We start from the raw sequence: 20365 nt of genomic DNA, 5'->3' as shown, positions 1-20365 counted from the left end.
AAACCACTGCCGTTAGGCACCGCGGGCTCGCCATGCCGACGGTAGGCCGCCCGTGATGATCAGCGCTGCTGCAATGGTCGATAACATCACCAAATAAGCGCCAAGCGCGCGTGCATCGCCTTGCGGTATGCCGTAAAGGATGAGCGCGTCGTTACCGCCGGGCACAAGCGCCGTGCCCGCGCCCATCAAGGCGCCGCCGCCAATCCGTCGAACGATCGCGGTCGCCGAAGGCGCGGACACGCGAAACTGCCCACCAACAACGCCGCTTGCCATGGCGCCAAAAATCAAAGCCAACAGCCCCACGGCCGACGCCATGCCCACATCCGGAAGCGCTGCCAGCGTATTCATCCATGGCCAGGGTTGATGGATTACGGCCAACATGGCGCCGGCCACACCGATGATCGCCATCAGTGCGCCGAGCGTAACGAAGCTACGTAACCTGCGCCGCCGGACACGCCAGCGCACCAGCATTACGCTGACCAGCAGCCCGACCGCGAGCGCCGCGGCCATGACGCCGTTCGACAATGCATTTGGGTCGGGCACTCGGGACCAGCCAAGCGAGGATATCGCCGCAATGACCATCCAAGCGGTGGCTGCCGTCAAAAGATATTCCAGCCGCCCGTTGCCGAGCCGGGCGATCGTGCCGAACGCGCAGGCGCCATTGAGCGTAGCCCCCAGCCCGAACAGGCAAGCTCCGCCGAGGAGCGACAAAAGCGGCGACTCGAAAAGTGCCGAAGCCGGCTGTGCGCCCAAAACACTCAGCGAGAGTGCTGCCCATAATCCGCATTCGAAGAAGCCAAGAAACCGGTCGGCACGGCGATGGCGCAGCAATTCTTCGACCGCCAGAACGGCACAGGTCGTGCCTCTCTGGATTGCGACACCCATGACGAATGCCAACAACGCCACTGCCACGAGGATTGCCATGGATTCAGCGTCTGTCGCCTTGTCGCAAAGACTGGCCGGACTCTTCGTCCGCCCTGGTCGTAATGATCGGCGCGCTTTCGAGGGTCCGATGCACTGGACAGCGGTCGGCGATCCGGATCAGGCGCGCAATCTGCTGGTCGTCAAGCGGGCCGCGCAGACGGATACGCCGGGTGATGCGTTCGATCTGCCCGGTCTTGTTCTCGCACTCGGCACAGTCGTCGGCATGGATGCGTTCGTGCGTCAGCCAGACCTTCACGTCCTCCAGCGGTATCTTGTTGCGGTTGGCGTACAGGCGCAGGGTCATCGACGTACAGGCACCGAGGCTCATCAACAACAGATCGTAAGGCGTGGGGCCGGCGTTGCCGCCGCCGACCGACGCCGGCTCGTCCGCTGTCAGATGGTGGCTGGCCGTATGCAAGCCGCGCCGGAACTTGTGATCGCCTTCGGTGATCAACACCTCGTTCGCGGCAACCTCGGGCGCAGCAGCCACTGATTCGTCCGAATCCGGTTGCTCGCGAATATACCGGCTCGCCCAAGCCCCGATCGTCGTGGCGACGTACTCGGCATCACGGGCATTGCTCAGCAAATGATCCGCTTTGTCCAACGACACGAAGCTTTTGGGATGTTTGGCGGCCTGATAGATTTTCGCCGCCTCGTCGACAGGCACGATCTTGTCGACGGGTGAATGAAAGATCAGAAGCGCGCGCCGCAGGCGAGCGATGTGCTCGGTGGTTGCGTGGGTATCGAGATCATCCAGCAGTTGTTTTTCAATGCTGAATGCGCGGAGGCCGATTTTCACCCGTGCCCGGCCGGCCGTTTGGATCTCCGACTCGGCGTCCTGGAACAGATGCCGGACATGATCGGCCGTCGCCGGGGCCGCGATGGTGCAGATCGCCTCGGCTTCGTCGATCCGCGCTGCGGCCGCCAGCACGGCCGCGCCGCCCAGGCTGTGGCCGATCAGCAGTTGGGGGGCGGTGTGCTCACGGCGCAGCCAGTCTGCGGCGGCGAGCAGATCCTGGACGTTGGACGAGAAATTGCTGTTGGCGAAATCGCCGTCGCTGCTGCCCAGCCCGGTGAAATCGAAGCGCAGCACGGCAATGCCCTGTGCTGCCAGCGCGCGGGCGATACGCGATGCCGCAGCGATATCCTTGCCGCAGGTAAAACAGTGCGCGAACAGCGCATAGCGGGCCGGCTTGGCGTCGCCGTCCGGTGTTTCCAGAAGCCCGGCGAGCCTGCTTCCGTTGGCGTTGGTGAATTCGATTTTTTGTTTTGGCATACGCATCTCCAGCTAACGTGATTCGATAACCGCCTGTGCGCAATCCTGCCCGTCGCAGTTGCCACGATCCAGCACGATCTGCCCCGCGGCGCTGAAAGGTGTCCGAAAAGCCCGGCCGGAATAGGCGCGGCGCGGTTACCGTCGAGTCGATTGATATCGGGTATGGCACGAAAAGTCACGGCCGACTCCAGCCAGTCTACGCCGACAGGATCGCCGGTGAGCCGCCGCTCGTCACGTCGCTACTGCTTGAGAGCATCAGGCGCTTCACGCCGAACTTTTTGTTTCCTGGTGGGTTCGCCGCAATGCCTTTGGCCGGGATCCGTAGTGGCGCTCGAATGCCCTGCTCAATGTCCGCGCCGACGAGAAGCCAACCGACGCGGCAATACGCTCCAGGGGTTGCTGGGAGTATTTGATCAAGTTGTACGCTTTCATGAGGCGCCAGTGCGTGACATAGCTCATGGGCGCCATGCCTATGACGTCACGAAAGCGTCGAACCAGCGACGCGGGCGACATGCCGGCTTTTGCGCTGAGCGACGACAACGACCAGGCGACATCGGGGTGTCGATGAATCGATCGAAGCGCCTTATAAACACGGCGATCCCGTAGCGCGGCGATAAAACCCGTGACATCGTCATGATGATTCACGTGCTCGTTGAACAGTTGTAAAAACAACGCCTCGGCCAGGCGATCGACGATCGGATTGCGGCGGTCGTGCATGTGTCGCATCTGCGCTTCAATCAGCATAACGGTCAACCAGATAGGGTCGGTTTCCTCGAACTGGGGGAAATGCATGACGTGCGGTAATGCGTCGAGTAACGGGTGCGCCAATTCCCGGTCATAACGGACCAAGCCACACATGAGCCGATGCGTGATCTCACCCTGTTGAAAAAACGGGTCGCCGAGTTCACACGCCGCACCGGCCCTTTCGCTGGCAACCAACGGGCGGCCGGGTTGATCGGCGATCCAGTGCGCGGGGCCGTTGGGAAACAGCACGATATTCCTTGATCGCACGTGGAGGCACTCCCCTGCTTTGGCGCCGACGTAGCAATTTCCGGTCAAGGCGATGTGAAAACGCGGCGTGCCGGCTGATTCCAGCGCAAGACCCCACGGCGCGGCGAGCTCCGAGCAGAAGAAAATGCTGCCGTGAAAGCGCAGCGTTTCAAACACATCGCCCAGAATATCGAAGGGCCTGCCAACATTGATTTGATGGGACACCATTTCGATCGCTCGGGGTACCTTGCCGTGTGTACTACCGGCTTAACATGGCTATTGCGCGGCAGTAAAGATGGTTACCGTCGATCGCCGATCAGGAGAAGAATAATGATCAAGAAAGCCTTCGGATTCTCGGCCGCATGCGGCGCCGTATTCGCGTTATCAGCACCGATGATGAGCGCTACGGCGACCGCGGAGGAATTCTTCACTATAACGAATGGAGAGCTCCAACGTCCGACCGGTTACCGCGAATGGATATTCGTGGGCACGCCCCTCACGCCAAATGATCTCAACGATGGCAAGGCGCCTTTTCCGGAGTTCCATAATGTCTATATCGACCCCAAAAGCTGGGCGCACTGGAAAAAGACCGGTGAATTCCGCGACGGCACCATATTGATGAAAGAGCTGGTCAGCGTCGGCTCCAAAGCGGCCGTGAGTGGCCAAGGCTATTTCCAGGGCGACTATATCGGCCTGGAGGCGACCATCAAAAGCAAACAGCACTTTCCCGATGAGCCCGGCAACTGGGCCTACTATAGCTTCACCACCCCGGACCATAAGTCGCTGACGCCTACAGCAAAGGCGTTTCCGGCCGCGGCCTGCAACGCCTGTCACGCGGCTGCGGCGGCCGATGATTTCGTGTTCACGCAGTATTATCCCGTACTTCGTGCCGCCAAGGCTGCGGGCGGAAAAGGCACGGGCGGACAGCGCGACGAACTGCAGCCCGTCATGGTGATGCCGGACGCGAGCACGACACCCGACACACAGTAGACATAACAGTCGCGCGTTCACTATCCGGGCGAATGTCCTGGATCAAAGCCAGGCCGGGGAAATTTATGAGCTGTAGCGGAAAAACTATGGGCCGTGTACTGGCCGCGTCGATGCTGTACCTGGTGTGCAGTTCAAGTACAGCGGAACAAGGATTTTCGCCTTACGTCGACGATCAGGGAAACATCAGTTTTCCCGACGATTTCCGTACCTCGATGGTTCACATGGGGTCGTGGTTCGTACCCGAGGGCGGCGCGAGTGGCTTCCATGACGTGTACACGGAGAAAAAGACGGTCGCCGCATTCCGCGAGACCGGCGAGTTTCCGGACGGCGCAACGCTAGTGAAGGAGCTGCGCAGTTCGAATTCCAGCGCCTACACGACCGGCCCGAACGTGAGCCACGCCACCAAGGGGATCAAGCAATGGTTCGTGATGATCAAAGACACCAAAGGGCGGTTTTCTGACAATCCGCTATGGGGTGATGGCTGGGGATGGGCGCTCTACAAACCCGACAATCAAAGCAAGAATGTTGCGACCGACTATCAGTCGGATTGCCTTGGCTGTCATATACCGGCACAAGATAACGACCTGGTCTATATCGAGGGGTATCCGATACTGCGGGCATCCGCTATAAAAGGCGAACGGCCGCCTGCAATTACGGAGTAACCGCAGATGTCAGAAGTTGCGTTCGAGAACGTTCGATTCGACCCCGATCAGACGCCTTTTCACGATCTGGCCAAAGCCATGGCGAAGGCGTTCGGCTACACCGCCGAGCTACAACTCGACAAGCAGCTCGCGCAACTGATTCGGCTGCGCGTGGCTCAGAAGAACAACTGTGCCTATTGCCTCATCCTGCATTCGCAGACGGCGCGCGAGATCGGTATCGATGCGGCGAAGATCGACGGTCTCGGCAGCTGGTGGGAAAGCCGCCTCTACTCCGAGGCCGAGATCGCAGCGCTGACCTACAGCGATGCTTTAACCGAGGGCGATCGGCCAGGATTCGAAGCCATCCACGCCGCAGCGGCGCAACACTTTTCGGAAAACGAAATCGCCGAACTTGCCGCCATCGTCATCAACATGAATCTCTGGACCCGTTTGAAGCTCGCCCAAGGCGCGGTACCGGTTTACCGGTAGCCGGGCGATGCTAGGGTTCGGCGATATTGCACTCATTTTGCTGGGCGTCATCGCCTTTGCGGCGCTGTCGCGGCGGCTGGAAACCTCGATGGTCACGTTGCCGATGGTGTTTGCCGCCTTTGGCTGGCTGATCGGTCAGGGCGGCGCCGAGCTCGTGCCGATGCATGCCGAGCACGAAATCATCCACACCATCGCCGAAATCACGCTGATACTGGTGCTGTTTGCCGATGCCTCGCGCGTCGATCTGCGCGCGCTGCGCAGCCACTATGCGATCCCGGCGCGGATGCTGCTCGTCGGTATGCCTTTGACCATATTGCTGGGTACTTTGCTTGCCCACTGGGTCACGCCGGATGCGTCGTGGGCGGTTGCCTTGCTGGTCGCGGCGATACTCACGCCAACCGACGCCGCGCTCGGCCAGACCGTCGTCACCAGCCCGGCGATACCGCCGCGCCTGCGCCAGGGCATCAATGTCGAAAGCGGATTGAACGACGGCCTGGCGCTGCCCGTGGTCATGATTGCTGCCATTATCTCTGCCCAGGGCACGGGAACCGTGGTGGAAGGCGTGCCCGACAATGTCGTCGTCTTCGCGTTGATGCAGGTTGTCCTCGGGCCGTTGGCCGGCGTCGTTATCGGCTACCTGTTCGCCCGAATGTTAGACGCGGCCATCAATGCGCGCTTCATCACGACGCCATTCCAGGGCATTTATTTTCTGGCCACGGCGTTTCTTGCGTTCGTCGCCGCCGAGCTGGCGGGCGGCAATGGGTTGATCGCCGCTTTCGTGGGCGGGCTGGTATTCGGCCACACGCTGCGCAGTTCCACCACCTTTATCAGCGAATTCATGGAAGGCGAAGGCCAATTATTGACCATGTTCACGTTCCTGATTTTCGGTGCCGTCATGGTGCCGCTCGGCATCGAACACGTCACCTGGAAAACGGTGGTTCTGGCGATTGCCTATTTGTCGGTGATCCGCGTGCTGCCGGTCTGGTTGTCGCTGGCCGGCTCGGGGCTGAGCAGCTACGAAAAGATATTCCTCGGCTGGTTTGGTCCGCGCGGTCTCGCGTCGATTCTGTTCGCCCTGCTTATTCTCGAGCGCTTCGCGATTCCCGGCGGTGACGAAATTCTGTCCTGCGTGGTATTAACAGTGATGCTGAGCATTGTGCTGCACGGTGTCTCGGCGAACCCGATGGCGGGCCGTTTCGCACAACGTACTGGATTGGCGCGGCCATCATCAGAAAACCCCTAGCCTAGCGATCGCAACCAAGGAGCATAGCGATGCAAGAAAAACAGGTGGATGTCGCCATCATCGGCTCGGGCACGGCGGGCTTGAATGCGCGCAGCGTTGTCGACAAGGCCGGCGGTAGTTGGGCGCTGATCGAATCGGGCGCTTATGGTACGACCTGCGCGCGGGTCGGTTGCATGCCGTCGAAGTTGCTGATTGCCGCCGCCGATGCCGCCCACGAGATTCATGCCGCCGGGTTGTTTGGCGTCTACGTCGACGATGTACGAATTGACGGTGAGCAGGTCCTAGATCGGGTGCGTCGCGAGCGCGATCGCTTCGCCGGTTTCGTGGTGAAAGACACCCAAGCGCTGCCCGCCGAGCATCGGCTTTCGGGTGAGGCGCGTTTCGTCGGCCCGACGACGCTGGAAGTCGGCGACCATACCCGGGTGACGGCGAACGCGGTCGTCATCGCCGCCGGCAGCGACCCTTTCATTCCGCCGCCCTTCGATGCGATCCGAAAGCACGTGATCACCAACGACGACGTATTTGAACTCGAACGGCTGCCTAAAAGCCTCGCCGTCGTCGGTACCGGCATTATCGGTCTGGAACTCGGTCAGGCCATGGCACGTCTGGGCTTGCACGTCGTGTTCTTCGCGCGCTCGACGGACCTCGGTCCGCTCACCGATCCGGACGTGAAAGCGGCCGTTTTCGCCCAGATGGATAGCGAGTTGAACCTGCGGCTCTCGACTTCCATTATCGATGCCGCGCGCACCGATCAAGGCGTACAAATCCAGTGGCGCGATGCCGAGGACGCCGAGCACGAGGAAATATTCGACACGGTCCTGGTGGCAGCCGGCCGGCGTCCCAATATCCCGGACTTGAATCTCGCGGCGACCGGCCTGGAACTGAATTCGCGCGGCATGCCGCCGTGGGATCCGAGTACCGCGCAATGCGGCGATCTGCCTATCTTCCTCGCGGGCGATGCCAGCGCCCATATACCGCTACTGCACGAGGCCGCCGACGAAGGCCGGATCGCCGGCGAGAACGCGATGCAGTATCCAGATATCGTCGCGCATGCGCGGCGCACGCCGCTGGCGGTCGTCTTTACCGACCCGCAGATCGCGATGGCGGGACAGCGTTACGCTGACCTGAATACCAATGATACGGAGATCGGCGCGGTGTCGTTCGACGATCAGGGCCGCGCCCGTGTCATGGGCCGCAACCGGGGTCTGCTGCGTATCTATGCCCGGCGCCGCTGCGGCACCTTGCTCGGTGCGGAAATGTTCGGACCGCGCATGGAACATATCGCCCATCTGCTGGCCTGGGCCATCCAGCAGAAACTGACCGTTCAACAGGCACTCGAGATGCCGTTCTACCATCCGGTGGTGGAAGAGGGGTTGCGCACCGCCCTGCGCGATCTCGCTTACAAGCTGAAGGTGGCCGATTCGCTGCGCTGTGAAGACATGGCCGAAGCGCCGGGCTGTTAGCGACGTGCATCGTGCTCACCACGGCGCGGCGGTACACGCAAGAATCGCACACGTAACCGAGCGGCTCAAAATCGCTACGCTTTATTGAAACCATCCGGGGCAATCCAATTTATTTGTCCGTAACCCCCGCCAGGAGTCAGCACCATGAGCAAAACCGACAGATCCTTTGATCGTGACACATTGAAGTCGCGCTTGACGCCGGAGCAATACCGCGTCACGCAGCAAGCCGGCACCGAGCCGCCGTTTTCCGGTAAATACGTGGACTGCAAGGACGATGGCGTCTACACCTGCGTGGTCTGCGGCAACGAACTGTTCCGGTCCGACGAGAAATTCGATTCCCGCTCGGGCTGGCCGAGCTACACGCTACCGCTCGCCGAAGATCGCGTGCGCACGCACCTCGACGAAAGTCACGGCATGCGCCGCGAGGAGGTCTTGTGCGCCCATTGCGATGCCCACCTCGGCCATGTATTTCCCGACGGACCCGGGCCCAGCGGTCTGCGCTATTGCATCAATTCCGCGGCGTTGGACTTCGAGGAGCGAGACAGCGCTGCTGACGATGACGGGATCACCGAAAAAGGAGAACAGGCATGAGAACACACAGCGCAGAAACGGCATCGCAGCGTCGGCCGATGACGGTCGCCGATAAGCATTATGTCAACGGCCATCCGCTGACCGGCCCGTTTCCCGACCATCTCGGAACGGCCATCTTCGGCATGGGCTGTTTCTGGGGCGCCGAAAGGCTTTTCTGGCAGCTGGAAGGCGTGTACACGACGGCCGTCGGCTATGCGGGCGGTCATCTCGAGCACCCGAGCTATCGGGAAGTCTGCGGCGGCGACACCGGTCACGCCGAAGTCGTGCTGGTGGTCTACGATCCGGCGGTGATCAGCTATGCCCGGCTGCTCAAGTCCTTCTGGGAAGGCCACAACCCCACACAGGGCTTCCGGCAGGGCAACGATATCGGCGATCAGTATCGCTCGGTGATTTTTACGACCACGGATGAACAGGCGAAAGCGGCCCAGTCCTCAATGGACGCCTACGCCGAGCAGCTTCGACTTTCAGGCGTTGGTCGAATCACGACACAGATTGAGCCGGCACCGCCTTTCTACTACGCGGAAGACAAGCACCAGCAGTACCTCGCCAAGAATCGGCGCGGATATTGCGGTCTCGGCGGCACGGGCGTGACCTGCGCATTGGACAGTTCCGAATCCGCGGTCATCGGCGGGGTTTGAGCATTACGCAGGCTCGTCCGTCGTGTGGCCAGTGAACTAGGCGAGCACGACAGCGGCCGGCGGGCGGCCTGGGTTTGGATTCTTTAATGAGAGCGGTATGCCATGACAGAGCGAAGAACAGCGATCGTCACTGGCTCGTCCAGCGGTATCGGGCTCGGGATTGCCGAAGCGCTGGCCCGAACCGGCATGAACGTCATGCTGAACGGGATCGAGCGGCCCGAAGAGATCGAAAACCACCGTGCCCGTCTCGAGAGCTACGGGGTCACAGCGCGCTACAGCCCCGCCGATATGACGGTGCCAGCGGAAATTCACGGTCTCGTCGAACAGGCCGCGGACGCATTCGGTGCGGTGGATATCGTCGTGAATAATGCCGGTATCCAGCATGTGGCGCCGATCGATGAATTTCCCGACGACAAATGGAACGCGATCATCGCGATCAACCTCAGTGCCGCGTTCCATATGACCAAAGCCGTGTTGCCTGGCATGAAAAGCCGGGGCTGGGGACGCATCATCAATATGGCCTCGGCCCACGGGCTCGTCGCATCGCCGTATAAAGCGGCCTATGTCGCGGCCAAGCACGGCGTTGTGGGTCTCACCAAGAGCGTCGCGCTCGAAGTGGCCGAGCTGGGTATTACGGTCAACGCCATCTGTCCCGGCTATGTGCAGACGCCGTTGGTGCAGGATCAGATCGCCGACACCGCCAAAGCCCGCGGCATTTCCGAAGACGCGGTGGTGCGTGACGTGCTGCTGGCGGCCCAGCCCACCAAGTCCTTCGTTACCACGGACCAGCTGGCCGGGCTCGCTTTGTTCCTGTGTTCCGACGTTGCGGCATCGATCACCGGCACAGCCCTGCCCGTGGATGGCGGCTGGGTCGCACAGTAAGGAGCCGAGGGATGACGAAAGCCAAAACGCTCAACCTCGCCCTGCAAGGCGGCGGCGCGCATGGCGCCTTCACCTGGGGTGTTCTCGATTACCTGCTCGAGGATGAACGAATCGAGATCGCGGCCATCACGGGCACCTCGGCCGGGGCCATGAACGCCGTGCTGGCTGCGGACGGCCTGGTCCGCGGCGGCCGCGACATGGCACGGGAAAAGCTGGCGAGCTTCTGGAAAGCCACGTCCGACGCCGCCCGAGCCAGTCCGCTACAACGCTCGCCGCTGGATGTCTTGTTCGGCCGATGGAGCCTTGATCACTCTCCCGGCTACGCCTGGTTCGACGTGATGACACGGTTTTTCGCGCCCGGCCAGTTCAATCCGCTGCGGCTGAATCCGCTGCGCGAGATTCTCATCAAGTACGTGGACTTCGACAACGTCTGCCACTGCGATCAGATGAAGGTTTTCGTGGCGGCCACCAACGTGGAGACCGGCCGGGTCAAGATCTTCGACCGCAAGCAACTGACCGCCGACATGGTCATGGCGTCGGCCTGTCTGCCGTTTCTGTTCGAGGCGGTGGAGATCGATGGCATCCCGTATTGGGACGGCGGCTATTCCGGCAATCCGCCGCTGTTTCCGCTCTACAGCGGCTCACCCTGCTCGGACATCGCGATCGTACAGATCAACCCGATCGAAAGCAGCGGTGCGCCGCGCACGGCACAGGCCATCCTCAACCGCATGAACGAGATCACCTTCAACGCCAGTTTGTTGAAGGAGCTGCGCGCGCTCGACTTCGTCAAACGGCTTTTGGATCAGGGTGCGCTCGATTCGCAAAGCTATCGTGATATGAATGTCCATATCATTGAATGCCAGGAGGAACTCAAGCCGCTCGGTTCGTCGTCCAAGCTCAATGCCGAATGGGCGTTTCTCGGCCACCTGCACGAGTTGGGGCGAAATACGTCCGCCGAGTGGCTGGATCGAAACTTCGAGCAGATAGGCAAGGGCTCGACGGTCGACCTGCGTGCCATGTTCCAGGGGATCGAACACCATGGCTGAACCCTCCGACGAGAGCCGCTACGATCGCGGCATGGCCTTTTTTGAAGCCGTCCATCCGGATGCGGCCAGGGCGATGAGGAATAATTTGGGGGAAATCGCCCCCGATCTTCTGCGCTACATCGCCGAATTTCCGTTCGGCGATCTCTACAGCCGCGACGGGCTGGACCAAAAGCTTCGGCAGACCGCGACGCTTGCAGCGCTTGCCACCGGAGGCCACATGACACAGCTCAAGATCCACCTGGAGATTGCCCGCCGCATGGGATTCTCGACCGACGAACTGGTAGAGATCCTGATGCAGATCACCCCCTATGCCGGCTTTCCGGCAGCCATCAACGCTGTCATGACGCTGAAAGACGTTGTCGAGTCCTGCCCTGTCCTAGACCGTCAATCCAAGAAGGAGTGAATCATGTATGAACACCAGATCAATCCACCAGCAGAGCCCGTCGACGAACAGGACACGACGCTGTCGGTGATCGAGCTCGCCGATGTCAGGCTTCCCGAGGACAGTGCCCCGCTGGAACAGCGCCAGCTGCGTTTCCGCCGCGTCGATGTCGGCCCCGGCGGAATCGTGCCGTTTCATTCCCACGAAAATCGGCCGGCCATCCTGTTCATCATCGAAGGCGAGATCATCGAATACAATTCACGGCACGAGAACCCCGTTGTCCACAAGGCAGGCTCGGTCGTTGCGGAGTACAACGATGTCTCCCACTGGTGGAAAAACGAAAGCGAGAGCGTGGTCGTCATCTATGCAGCCGATCTGGCGCAGATTGACCGGTGCGTAGCCGGGGAATGCTGATGCCACGAGTGCCGAAAGCCCGCCTTGGCCTTTGATGGCCCCGCCGACCAAAGCCGAAGCCGAGAACATTGATATCAGCACCTAAATGAGCTCGCCATAGCGGCATGACGCGAAAACGCCAATCTCCGGTAACACCGTGGCGATTACTCCAGAGGTGCCACTGAGCAGGCCCGACCCATTTGCAAGCCAGAGAACGAATCATGGCCACGAACGAATTGACGATTGTCTCGGTAAGCGACCTTTTTCGGGAGGCAGGGGTTGCGCACCACGAAGCATTCGAAAGCACGAACGACGAGGATCCCGACTGGCCGATCTGGTACGCGGACTACTTGCTGCGGCCGTTGAGCGACCTGTTCGAGGTGGCGTTTACACGCAGCCAGTTGATCTACTGCCTGATGAACGCCGAATTCGAGCGGCGCGCCACGGCACCGGACGCCGACTGGTCGCACTTTTATGCGAACCACTTCCTGGAACGCTACGCCGGCACGGATACACCGGCCCGCGATGACTTGGCCTTGTACATCACGCCTTTTTGCCCGTTCTGCCGGATCGTTCGCCAGGCCATTGACCAGTTGGGCATTGATGTCGAATTGCGCGATATCGCGTCCAATGCCGATTTTCATCGACAACTCGTCGATGCCCGGCAACGCGCTACGGTGCCGGTATTGCATATCAGGTCGCCTGACGGCCAAACACGTTGGATGCCGGAATCGCGCGACATCGTTCATTACCTGCAGAAAACCTATGGATAGGCGCGCATACCGTTCGCCTGGCGCAGGTCGGCGGCAATCAACGAAACGGTCGGTTTCGGTGACTTTGAGCACTGGCATTCAACCAGACTGAATCGACCCATGCCCGAAGTTGCTAAGCGCCTATGCTGTCGAAATACATTTGCGCGCTGCCTGATATTCGAGTAGTAGCTCTTGACAGCTTATGCTCCAGCTACAAGCAGCGACCACGAAGCGCTGCGCGCGGCAAGGCGCAGATCATTCTCGAAAGTGATGGTTCGACAACACTGACGACCAACGACTACTGGGTGGCAGCGTCGCCGGGACCTCTCGTTTTTCTGTCCCCGCGTAGTAGGAGTGGAGAATTTCACCGTCAAACCGGCGCCGATCAAAGCGCAGCACTCCCTCGTGTGAATAAACTTATCGCGGTCTCTCCAGCGCGCTTCCATCATGCGCGTAACCACTTCGTGCGGATAGCCAGGGTGAGCGAACGTCGCGGATCGCCGCATTGATCGCATCGGTATCGGTTAGATGGCAGTGTTAGATTTCATGCTCATCAAACACTTCCTCTTTGGCGATATAGGGCGGTTTTTGATACCAGTTGAGATCGTCGCGATCGCGCCGGATGGCGAGGATCGTTCGCGTGCCTATATCGTTGCATTGGCACCAGAAACCGCCGCTGGCCATGAACTCCAGGCCAATGTGAAATTCCGAGTGCTGCATCGCGTTTCCTACAGGCGCCTACGGAGGAGGATAAGATTGCGTCACGCCGAAAGTACGGCTCACTCGTTCCCTGCGCGCTCAGCCGTCTGCTGTTGATACCAATCATGCCATCTCATTCGCTTGAAACCTATCTACAGGCCGCACAACGCGACAATACCCAGCGCAGCTACGCCTCGGCCGTGCGTCATTTTGAAGTCGCCTGGGGCGGCTTGCTCCCCGCCACCGCCGATACTGTTGCCCGATATCTGGTGGCGCATGCCACCGCGTTGTCCACCAACACGCTACGGCAGAGACTCGCCGCACTCGCGCATTGGCATCAGGCGCACGGATTTTCCGATCCGACGTCGGCCGCGGTCGTTAAAAAGACGTTGAAGGGCATACAAGCCCTCCACCCTGCGCTTGAGAAACGTGCTGAACCTTTGCAGATGAAAGCGGTTGCCCGTGTGGCCGATTGGCTCGATGCCGCGATCGCAGCCGCCGACCAGCGCGCAGATACCGCCGACGCTCTACGTTGCCGGCGTGATCGGGCCATGCTTCTTCTTGGGTTCTGGCGTGGGTTTCGGGTCGACGAGTTGGTGCGTCTTCGATCGGAGCACATCACGATGGTGCCCGAAGAAGGCATGACCTGTTTTCTTGGCCGCAGCAAGACCGACCGGCAACTTATCGGTACGACATATCGGGTCCCGGCTCTGAGTCGATGGTGTCCGGTGACTGCCACACTCGACTGGATCAGCTATGCCGGCCTCAGCACCGGCTCCTTGTTTCGCGGCGTGACGCGTTCGGGCACGCTGAAAGCCGGCGCGCTGCACCACAACAGCGTGGTGCCGTTGCTGCGCCAATTGTTCCTCCGTGCCGGACTGGCGTCTCCGGAAACCTACAGCGGTCATTCGTTGCGTCGCGGATTTGCCGGTTGGGCCAGCGCAAATGGCTGGGATGCCCGCGCGTTGATGGAATACGTCGGCTGGAAGGACATTCACTCGGCCATGCGCTATATCGATGCCCCCGACGCTTTTGGCCGAGAGCGTATCGAAGCTGCGCTGGCGGCGCTGCCTGACAATGAGACGGCTCCGGCGCCCATCAAACCGTCGCCATCGATTATTTCTCCGGTCGTTGTCCCTCTGATCCTCGAGCTGAGTCTTACACCGCGACGCCAGCGGCAGAGCGTAGCCAAGGCCCGGCAAACAATCGAAACGATCTGCCTGTCGGCCCACCAGGGCATTGCACTGGACGCGGACCGCTCCCGTTACCGGCTGCGCGTGGAAGCGGCCGACGACCTCGTGCTCGACGAAATCGCCTCGTCGCTGATCGAGGATGTGTACCGTATCGCGGACAACCACGGCCACCAGCTGGATGCATCACTTCACGACGAGGTAGGCGACCGGCACTGGACGTAATTCCGGATCGCTAAAGCGGCTGTCGGAGGCCGATCACTATGACCGCGCCCCATGAAACCGCCTACCCACGACTGGCACCGGATCCCAGCGCCCGCGAACTGGAACTGCACTACACGCCGTCGGCCGAGGATCGGGCCTTTGTTGACGCATTGGGCAAACAGCCACAGATGCGCCTGGCCGCGATGCTGCATCTGAAGACGCTACCCCGTCGAGGCCAATTCGGTGTCTTGAGCGACATTCCCGAGCGGATCGTACGGCATATCGCCGATGCAATGGGTTATCGGCGGCGATTCAGTGTCCAGGCTCGGAGCGCCTACGACGCGTCGCGCACGAAGGACCGGCACATTGCGGAGATTCGGCGCTACCTGAACGTGCGGCCACTGGGCGACCCAGGACGGCGCTGGCTGCGGACCGTGGCGGAAACCGCCGCGCAAACGAAGCACATGCTACCCGACATCATCAACGTCATGGTCGAGGAGCTGTACCACCATCGCTACGAGTTGCCGGCGTTCCGCCTGCTCGACGAGATGGCCGGCGCTGCCCGAGAAACCATCCATGGCCACTATTTTGAGCGCATCGGCGGGCTGCTGACCGATGCAGCGTGCCGACAGATCGATGACTTGTTGGCGGTCGCGCCGGGTCAGACCCACAGCGGCTGGCAGGCGCTCAAACGCGAGCCGAAGCGCCCGACGAACAAGGAAGTTCGCTTTTACCTGCAACATGTCGATCGTCTGCAGCAACTGGCGGCGATGACGCCGGCGCTGGATGTGCCCATTCCCAAGCTCAAGCATTTCCGGACCATGGCGCGAGCGCTCGACGCCAGCGAGCTGGCGCAGCTCAAGCCCGCCAAGCGCTACGCCCTCGCGGCGATTTTCATTCGATCCCAGTATGGCCGGACGCTGGACAACGCGGCGGATTTATTCATTCGCCTGATGCGACAGTTGGAGAACACCGCCCAGAAAAACCTGATGACCTATCAGGTCGATCACATCAAGCGGACTGACAGCCTGGTCGCGCAGCTCAAGGACATCCTGGAGGCGTATCAGGCCGAGGGCACGGATCGCCAGCGCATCGATGCCATTGGCGATGTGGTTGGGCCCGATCCGACCCGCACACTCGCCGACTGTGATGAACACATGGCCTATGCCGGCAAGAACTATCTGCCGTTCCTGATCAAGCCTTATGCGAACCGCCGCGCGCTGCTCCTGAACTGCATTCAGGTCATGGATATTCAGACCGCGTCGCAGGATCTCGCCATGCAGCGCTTGATCAAGGCGCTGGAAATCACACGCCACCAACGCCGGGACGTGGTGGACATGGCGTCGCTCGGCCTGGACGCCGACCGCGATCTGGGTTGGATGTCCGCCAACTGGCGTCGCCACGTGTTTCTCAAGACATCGGGGGTCAAGCGGGCCGGTTGGATGCAGCGGCGCTATTTCGAGATGGCCGTGCTGTTTCAGATCAAGGATGAGCTGAAGTCAGGCGATCTCTTCGTGCCGGGCGGCGAACGTTATGATGATTATCGCGAAGAGTTGGTCAACGACGAGACACTTCAGGATGAACTCCCGGGTTATGGCGAAGTCTCGGGCATCCCCACGGATCCCGTGACGTTCATTAGCACGTTGCGTGACCAGCTGCGGGCACGATGTGAAGAGGTCAACGAACGCTTCCCCGACAATGTCGATGCCGACATCGTCGATGGGCGATTGATCCTCCGAAAGCTACAGCGCACCGAATTGTCCAAAGGGGTGGCCCTGGTCGACAAGCTGATCACCGAACGACTGCCAGAGACCAGCATTGTCGATGTGCTAGTTGACGCGACCCGCTGGGCCGATTTGACCCAGCACTTCAAGCCTTTGTCGGGAACCGAGCCGCGTATTCGGGATATCCAGCATCGGGTGGTAACGACCTTGTTCTGCTACGGCTGCAATCTCGGGCCGACGCAGACCGCCCGCTCGGTGCGTGGCTTAAGCCGCCGCCAGATGGCGTGGCTGAATCTCAAATACGTGACCGACGACACGCTGGAGCGGGCAACCGTCGACACCATCAATCTCTACAACAAGTTCGAACTGCCCGGCTATTGGGGGAGCGGGAAGTCCGCGGCCGCCGATGGCACGAAGTGGAGCATGTACGAACAGAATCTGATGTCCGAATATCACATCCGATACGGCGGCTATGGCGGCATCGGCTACTATCATGTGTCCGATAAGTACATCGCGCTGTTCAGTCGTTTCATTCCCTGTGGCGCGTATGAAGCGATCTATATCCTCGATGGGCTGGTTGAGAACCGATCGGACATCCAGCCAGATACCGTGCACGGCGACACGCAGGCGCAGAATCTTCCCGTATTTGGGCTCGCGCACTTGCTCGGCATCGATCTCATGCCACGCATCCGCAACATCAAGGATCTATCGCTTTCCAAGCCCGATTCGCAGGCGTCCTATCCGCATATTCAAACGCTCTTCGGCGAGGGCAGTATCGATTGGAACCTGATCGCGACGCATTTGCACGACATGCTACGGGTCGTCGTGTCCATCAAGGTCGGCAAAATCTCGGCCTCCACCATCCTGCGACGCTTGGGCAACTACAGCCGCAAAAACAAGCTGTATTTCGCATTCCGGGAACTCGGCCGGGTTATCCGGTCCTTGTTCCTGTTGCATTACATCGATGATGGCGACGTTCGCAAGATCATCCATGCGGCGACCAATAAGACTGAGGAGTTTCACAACTTCCTCAAATGGGTATTCTTCGGTGGTGAAGGCATCATCGCTGAGAACGTGCTACACGAACAGCAAAAGATCGTGGGCTACAACCATCTGGTCGCCAATCTGCTCATTCTCCACAACGTCGAACAGATGTCTCGCGTGTTGTCCGAACTTCGGGATGAGGAAATCGAGATCAGCCCCGAGGTGCTGGCCGGACTGTCACCGTATCGAACGTCGCATATCAACCGCTTTGGCGACTACACGGTCGATACCAGCCGCACCGTGACGCCCATCGACTTTGCACGGCGAATACTCACTGAAGCCAGTGATGTAGTACCCACCATGCATCAGAGTGAGGCTTTGAAATAGCTTGGTTGCAGCCGATCATCGCGTTTTCCCTGAATGTCATATAAATCAAAGGTATAGACGGACTTTTGCGGTTTTTTGTATGAATCCCGGCCGACCCTCAAGCTCACGGGCCTTTTCGGGCGTGACGATGAACCCGGACCCGTGGAGTTTCACGCCGGGGCAGCTCAGCCCCTTATTGGCGAGAAGCGGCTTTGCCGATCCGACGTCAGCGCCGACAGACAGATTCGCGTGAAGTTGGCCACGCCGCGCGTTGAAGCGGACCTCGCGAGCTTCGCCGGCGCCGGCGATCTCCTCGTCGATGACGTTGAGCTGCCCTACCTGGGCACCCGGGCCGGCGACAGTCATGGCGATGCGAACTGCGGCGCCCTCTCCGGCATCGACCCAGGGATGGTCCGGAACCGCCCATAGCAGCGATAACGGCTTCTTGGCTGCCAGGTGAGGCGCCACCACGCGACGATTGAAGGTCTGACGCAGGGAGTTGGTGGTGATAAAACCGAATCGCCGGATCTCCCCCGCCCGGGCCAGCTCCGCGGCCTTGTGCCACCAGTACATGACAAAATCGCAGGATTCCGGAAGTTCCGAATAGGTCGAACGAACGGCCTCGGTATAGCCGTCGCCGAGGGCGGCGCGCATCGGCCCGGCCCCGATGAACGGCGGATTACCGATGATGAACTCGGCGGCGGGCCAAACGGCTTTGCGAGTCCCGAGATAGCGCTGCTCGGGCAAGCGCGCAGTGTCATCAGGTACCTCGTTGCCGGTGACGGGGTCAGGCCGTGTGGTTCGCCCGTCCCAGTGAGTGACTGCGTCGCCGTTGTCGTCGAGCACCGGCTCGACGTTGTCCCAGTCAATCAGTGCGTCAGCGTGACGGATGTTGTGGAAATTCCTCAGCACCGGCTCCGGCGGGGACACGTTGCCGTGGGTTCGGAAGTGCCACTGCAGATACCCGATCCAGAGCACGATGTCGGCAATGGCCACGGCCCGGGGGTTCACCTCGAGCCCGAGCAGCTGATGGGGGTCCACCGTAATGCCGTCGGTCTCGAAACTGGTCTGGCTCGCGCCCAGGCCATGCAGCGCATCGAGAACCTCGCCTTCCAGGCGCTTGAGGTGCTCCAGGGTGACGTAGAGAAAATTGCCGCTGCCACAAGCCGGATCGAGTACCCGCACCTGGGTCAGGCGCTTGAGGAAGTCCTCGATGGTGGCAACCGCGGCGTCGGTATCGCCGTTGGCCTCATGCTGGGTGGCGGCGGCCTCGGCACTGGCCCAGTCATCGCGTAATGGCTCCACCACCGTCGGCAATACCAGACGCTCGACATACTCGCGCGGGGTGTAATGGGCGCCGAGCTTGTGCCGCTCCGACGGGTCGAGGGCACGCTCCAGAAGGGTGCCGAAGATCGCGGGCTCCACGTTCGCCCAGTCCGCCTGGGCGCATTCGACCAGGAGGCCTATCTGATCTTCCGTGAGATCCAGCGCTTGCTGTTCTGCAAACAGACCGCCGTTGAAACGCATCAATTTCTGCCGAAGCAGGGTTGAGGCGCCGCCGGCGTTCATGGCTGCCCAGAGCTGCTCCATGCTCGGGCGGAAGAATTCAGGGTCCTGTCGCAGTGAGCCCAGAAGATCGGTAAAGGCCCTCGCCGGTAACAGGCCGACGTCCTCGGCGAACATCGTGAACAGGCACCGCATGAGAAAGGCGGACACCTGGTCGGGTTCACGGCCACCGCCCTCAAGAGATCGGGCAAGTCTGGCCAGGCGAGCCGCCAGGTCCCGGGTGACTGCGGCGCTGACCCGTGCAGGATCGAGCGAGAGCGGATCAAGCCAGATGGCGCGGAGCCGGTCGCGGATACGCTCGTCATGCAATTCGGCCAGATCGATGCGATGGGACCGAGCGTCCGGATAAGGCGTGTATTGGCCGCCTGACCGGGTGAACTCCGCGTAAACCTCAATCACGTAGCCGACGTCGACCACCAGAAGAAACGGCGGGCGGCCTTCGCTAGCGGGCAATGATCGGATATACCTCTGCCCCTGGCCTCGTGCCTTTTTCATGGCCGTGTTCCAGACACCACTGCCGCGTTTGCCATGTCCCAGCTTGTGCGTGCGCTCGGTCTCTCTGTCGGCGTTGGACAGAAGGTCAGAGCCGCCCGGGTCGTCGACGCCCTGCTTGGTTTCGCACACGAAGCAGCCCTGGCGGTAAAGGTCGATGAAATTGGTGGTCTGGCGGCCGTCGGCGTCGGTGAAGTGCACGCTACGCTCGAACACGTAGGCGTTGTCGCGGTTGTCAGGCTGCGCCGGATCTGGCCGAGCCAGATCGAGCAGGTCGCACAGCTCGGCCAGAAACAGCTGATAGTTGGCGCGTTCAGAGCCGCCGGAGGACTCCCAGCGAGCGATGAAGCAGGTTACCGCTTCAGATTCTGGGGAGGACATGTGTGATTTTCATCCAATGATGAGTGCTGCGACGGCCTACTTGATGGCAGCGCAGAGAG

At 60.8% G+C, this 20365-nt stretch carries 19 protein-coding genes; 14 read left to right on the top strand and 5 right to left on the bottom strand.

What is annotated here, in order from left to right; translation table 11 throughout:
* Window positions 1-12: 12 nt before the first annotated feature.
* The 3 genes from RM531_RS09000 to RM531_RS08990 form a co-directional block, all read right to left on the bottom strand.
* On the bottom strand, window positions 13-924 hold the full coding sequence (locus RM531_RS09000) for a YeeE/YedE thiosulfate transporter family protein (protein WP_311658773.1): 912 nt from the start codon (window positions 922-924) through the stop codon (window positions 13-15).
* Window positions 925-928: 4 nt separating this feature from the next.
* Window positions 929-2200, bottom strand: a complete 1272-nt coding sequence (locus RM531_RS08995) for a bifunctional alpha/beta hydrolase/OsmC family protein (protein WP_311658771.1) — start codon at window positions 2198-2200, stop codon at window positions 929-931.
* Between the two features lie 264 nt (window positions 2201-2464).
* Window positions 2465-3418: an AraC family transcriptional regulator gene (locus RM531_RS08990; RefSeq protein WP_311658769.1), complete on the bottom strand. Its 954-nt coding sequence runs from the start codon at window positions 3416-3418 to the stop codon at window positions 2465-2467.
* A gap of 165 nt (window positions 3419-3583) precedes the next feature.
* Between RM531_RS08990 and RM531_RS08985 the strand changes: the two genes are divergently transcribed.
* The 12 genes from RM531_RS08985 to RM531_RS08930 all read left to right on the top strand — a co-directional run bounded on the left by RM531_RS08985 (window position 3584) and on the right by RM531_RS08930 (window position 12721).
* Window positions 3584-4180: a cytochrome P460 family protein gene (locus tag RM531_RS08985; protein WP_432280509.1), complete on the top strand. Its 597-nt coding sequence runs from the start codon at window positions 3584-3586 to the stop codon at window positions 4178-4180.
* A gap of 86 nt (window positions 4181-4266) precedes the next feature.
* Window positions 4267-4842: a cytochrome P460 family protein gene (locus tag RM531_RS08980; protein ID WP_311658766.1), complete on the top strand. Its 576-nt coding sequence runs from the start codon at window positions 4267-4269 to the stop codon at window positions 4840-4842.
* Window positions 4843-4848: 6 nt separating this feature from the next.
* Window positions 4849-5310: a carboxymuconolactone decarboxylase family protein gene (locus tag RM531_RS08975; RefSeq protein ID WP_311658765.1), complete on the top strand. Its 462-nt coding sequence runs from the start codon at window positions 4849-4851 to the stop codon at window positions 5308-5310.
* A 7-nt stretch (window positions 5311-5317) separates the two neighbouring features.
* Window positions 5318-6553: a cation:proton antiporter gene (locus tag RM531_RS08970; RefSeq protein WP_311658764.1), complete on the top strand. Its 1236-nt coding sequence runs from the start codon at window positions 5318-5320 to the stop codon at window positions 6551-6553.
* Between the two features lie 29 nt (window positions 6554-6582).
* Window positions 6583-8016: a dihydrolipoyl dehydrogenase gene (locus tag RM531_RS08965; RefSeq protein WP_311658763.1), complete on the top strand. Its 1434-nt coding sequence runs from the start codon at window positions 6583-6585 to the stop codon at window positions 8014-8016.
* A gap of 144 nt (window positions 8017-8160) precedes the next feature.
* The gene (msrB, locus tag RM531_RS08960) at window positions 8161-8607 is read left to right on the top strand and encodes a peptide-methionine (R)-S-oxide reductase MsrB (RefSeq protein WP_311658761.1); all 447 of its coding nucleotides are present in this window, start codon (window positions 8161-8163) and stop codon (window positions 8605-8607) included.
* Between the two features lie 38 nt (window positions 8608-8645).
* Window positions 8646-9245 (top strand): peptide-methionine (S)-S-oxide reductase MsrA, encoded by a 600-nt coding sequence (gene msrA / locus RM531_RS08955; RefSeq protein ID WP_311658760.1) that lies wholly within the window; start codon window positions 8646-8648, stop codon window positions 9243-9245.
* A gap of 102 nt (window positions 9246-9347) precedes the next feature.
* Entirely contained in the window at window positions 9348-10127 is a 780-nt protein-coding gene (locus tag RM531_RS08950; protein ID WP_311658759.1) for a 3-hydroxybutyrate dehydrogenase, read from the top strand.
* 11 nt (window positions 10128-10138) lie between these two features.
* Window positions 10139-11173 (top strand): patatin-like phospholipase family protein, encoded by a 1035-nt coding sequence (locus tag RM531_RS08945; protein WP_311658758.1) that lies wholly within the window; start codon window positions 10139-10141, stop codon window positions 11171-11173.
* A complete protein-coding gene (locus RM531_RS08940; RefSeq protein ID WP_311658757.1) occupies window positions 11166-11576 on the top strand; it encodes a carboxymuconolactone decarboxylase family protein in 411 nt (136 codons plus the stop codon). The genes RM531_RS08945 and RM531_RS08940 overlap by 8 nt, the downstream gene beginning before the upstream one ends.
* Window positions 11577-11579: 3 nt before the next feature.
* Window positions 11580-11969, top strand: a complete 390-nt coding sequence (locus tag RM531_RS08935) for a cupin domain-containing protein (protein ID WP_311658755.1) — start codon at window positions 11580-11582, stop codon at window positions 11967-11969.
* Between the two features lie 200 nt (window positions 11970-12169).
* Window positions 12170-12721: a glutaredoxin family protein gene (locus tag RM531_RS08930; protein WP_311658752.1), complete on the top strand. Its 552-nt coding sequence runs from the start codon at window positions 12170-12172 to the stop codon at window positions 12719-12721.
* Between the two features lie 516 nt (window positions 12722-13237).
* On the opposite strand, the gene RM531_RS08925 is transcribed toward RM531_RS08930, so the two are convergent.
* Window positions 13238-13420, bottom strand: coding sequence for a hypothetical protein (locus RM531_RS08925; protein ID WP_311658750.1), 183 nt, complete (start codon window positions 13418-13420; stop codon window positions 13238-13240).
* 104 nt (window positions 13421-13524) lie between these two features.
* On the opposite strand from RM531_RS08925, the gene RM531_RS08920 reads away from it, so the two are divergent.
* Window positions 13525-14814, top strand: coding sequence for a site-specific integrase (locus RM531_RS08920; protein ID WP_311658749.1), 1290 nt, complete (start codon window positions 13525-13527; stop codon window positions 14812-14814).
* A gap of 38 nt (window positions 14815-14852) precedes the next feature.
* Window positions 14853-17888, top strand: a complete 3036-nt coding sequence (locus tag RM531_RS08915; RefSeq protein ID WP_311658747.1) for a Tn3 family transposase — start codon at window positions 14853-14855, stop codon at window positions 17886-17888.
* A gap of 45 nt (window positions 17889-17933) precedes the next feature.
* On the opposite strand, the gene RM531_RS08910 is transcribed toward RM531_RS08915, so the two are convergent.
* Window positions 17934-20306 carry a class I SAM-dependent DNA methyltransferase gene (locus tag RM531_RS08910; protein ID WP_311658746.1) on the bottom strand — a complete coding sequence of 791 codons (2373 nt, stop codon included), beginning with the start codon at window positions 20304-20306 and terminating at the stop codon, window positions 17934-17936.
* Window positions 20307-20365: the final 59 nt, after the last annotated feature.

This window comes from Spectribacter acetivorans, from assembly GCF_031846305.1.
Lineage (GTDB): Bacteria > Pseudomonadota > Gammaproteobacteria > Nevskiales > Salinisphaeraceae > Spectribacter > Spectribacter acetivorans.
Note: the sequence above shows the minus strand (reverse complement) of the source record. Positions and strands in the feature narration are given on the sequence as shown.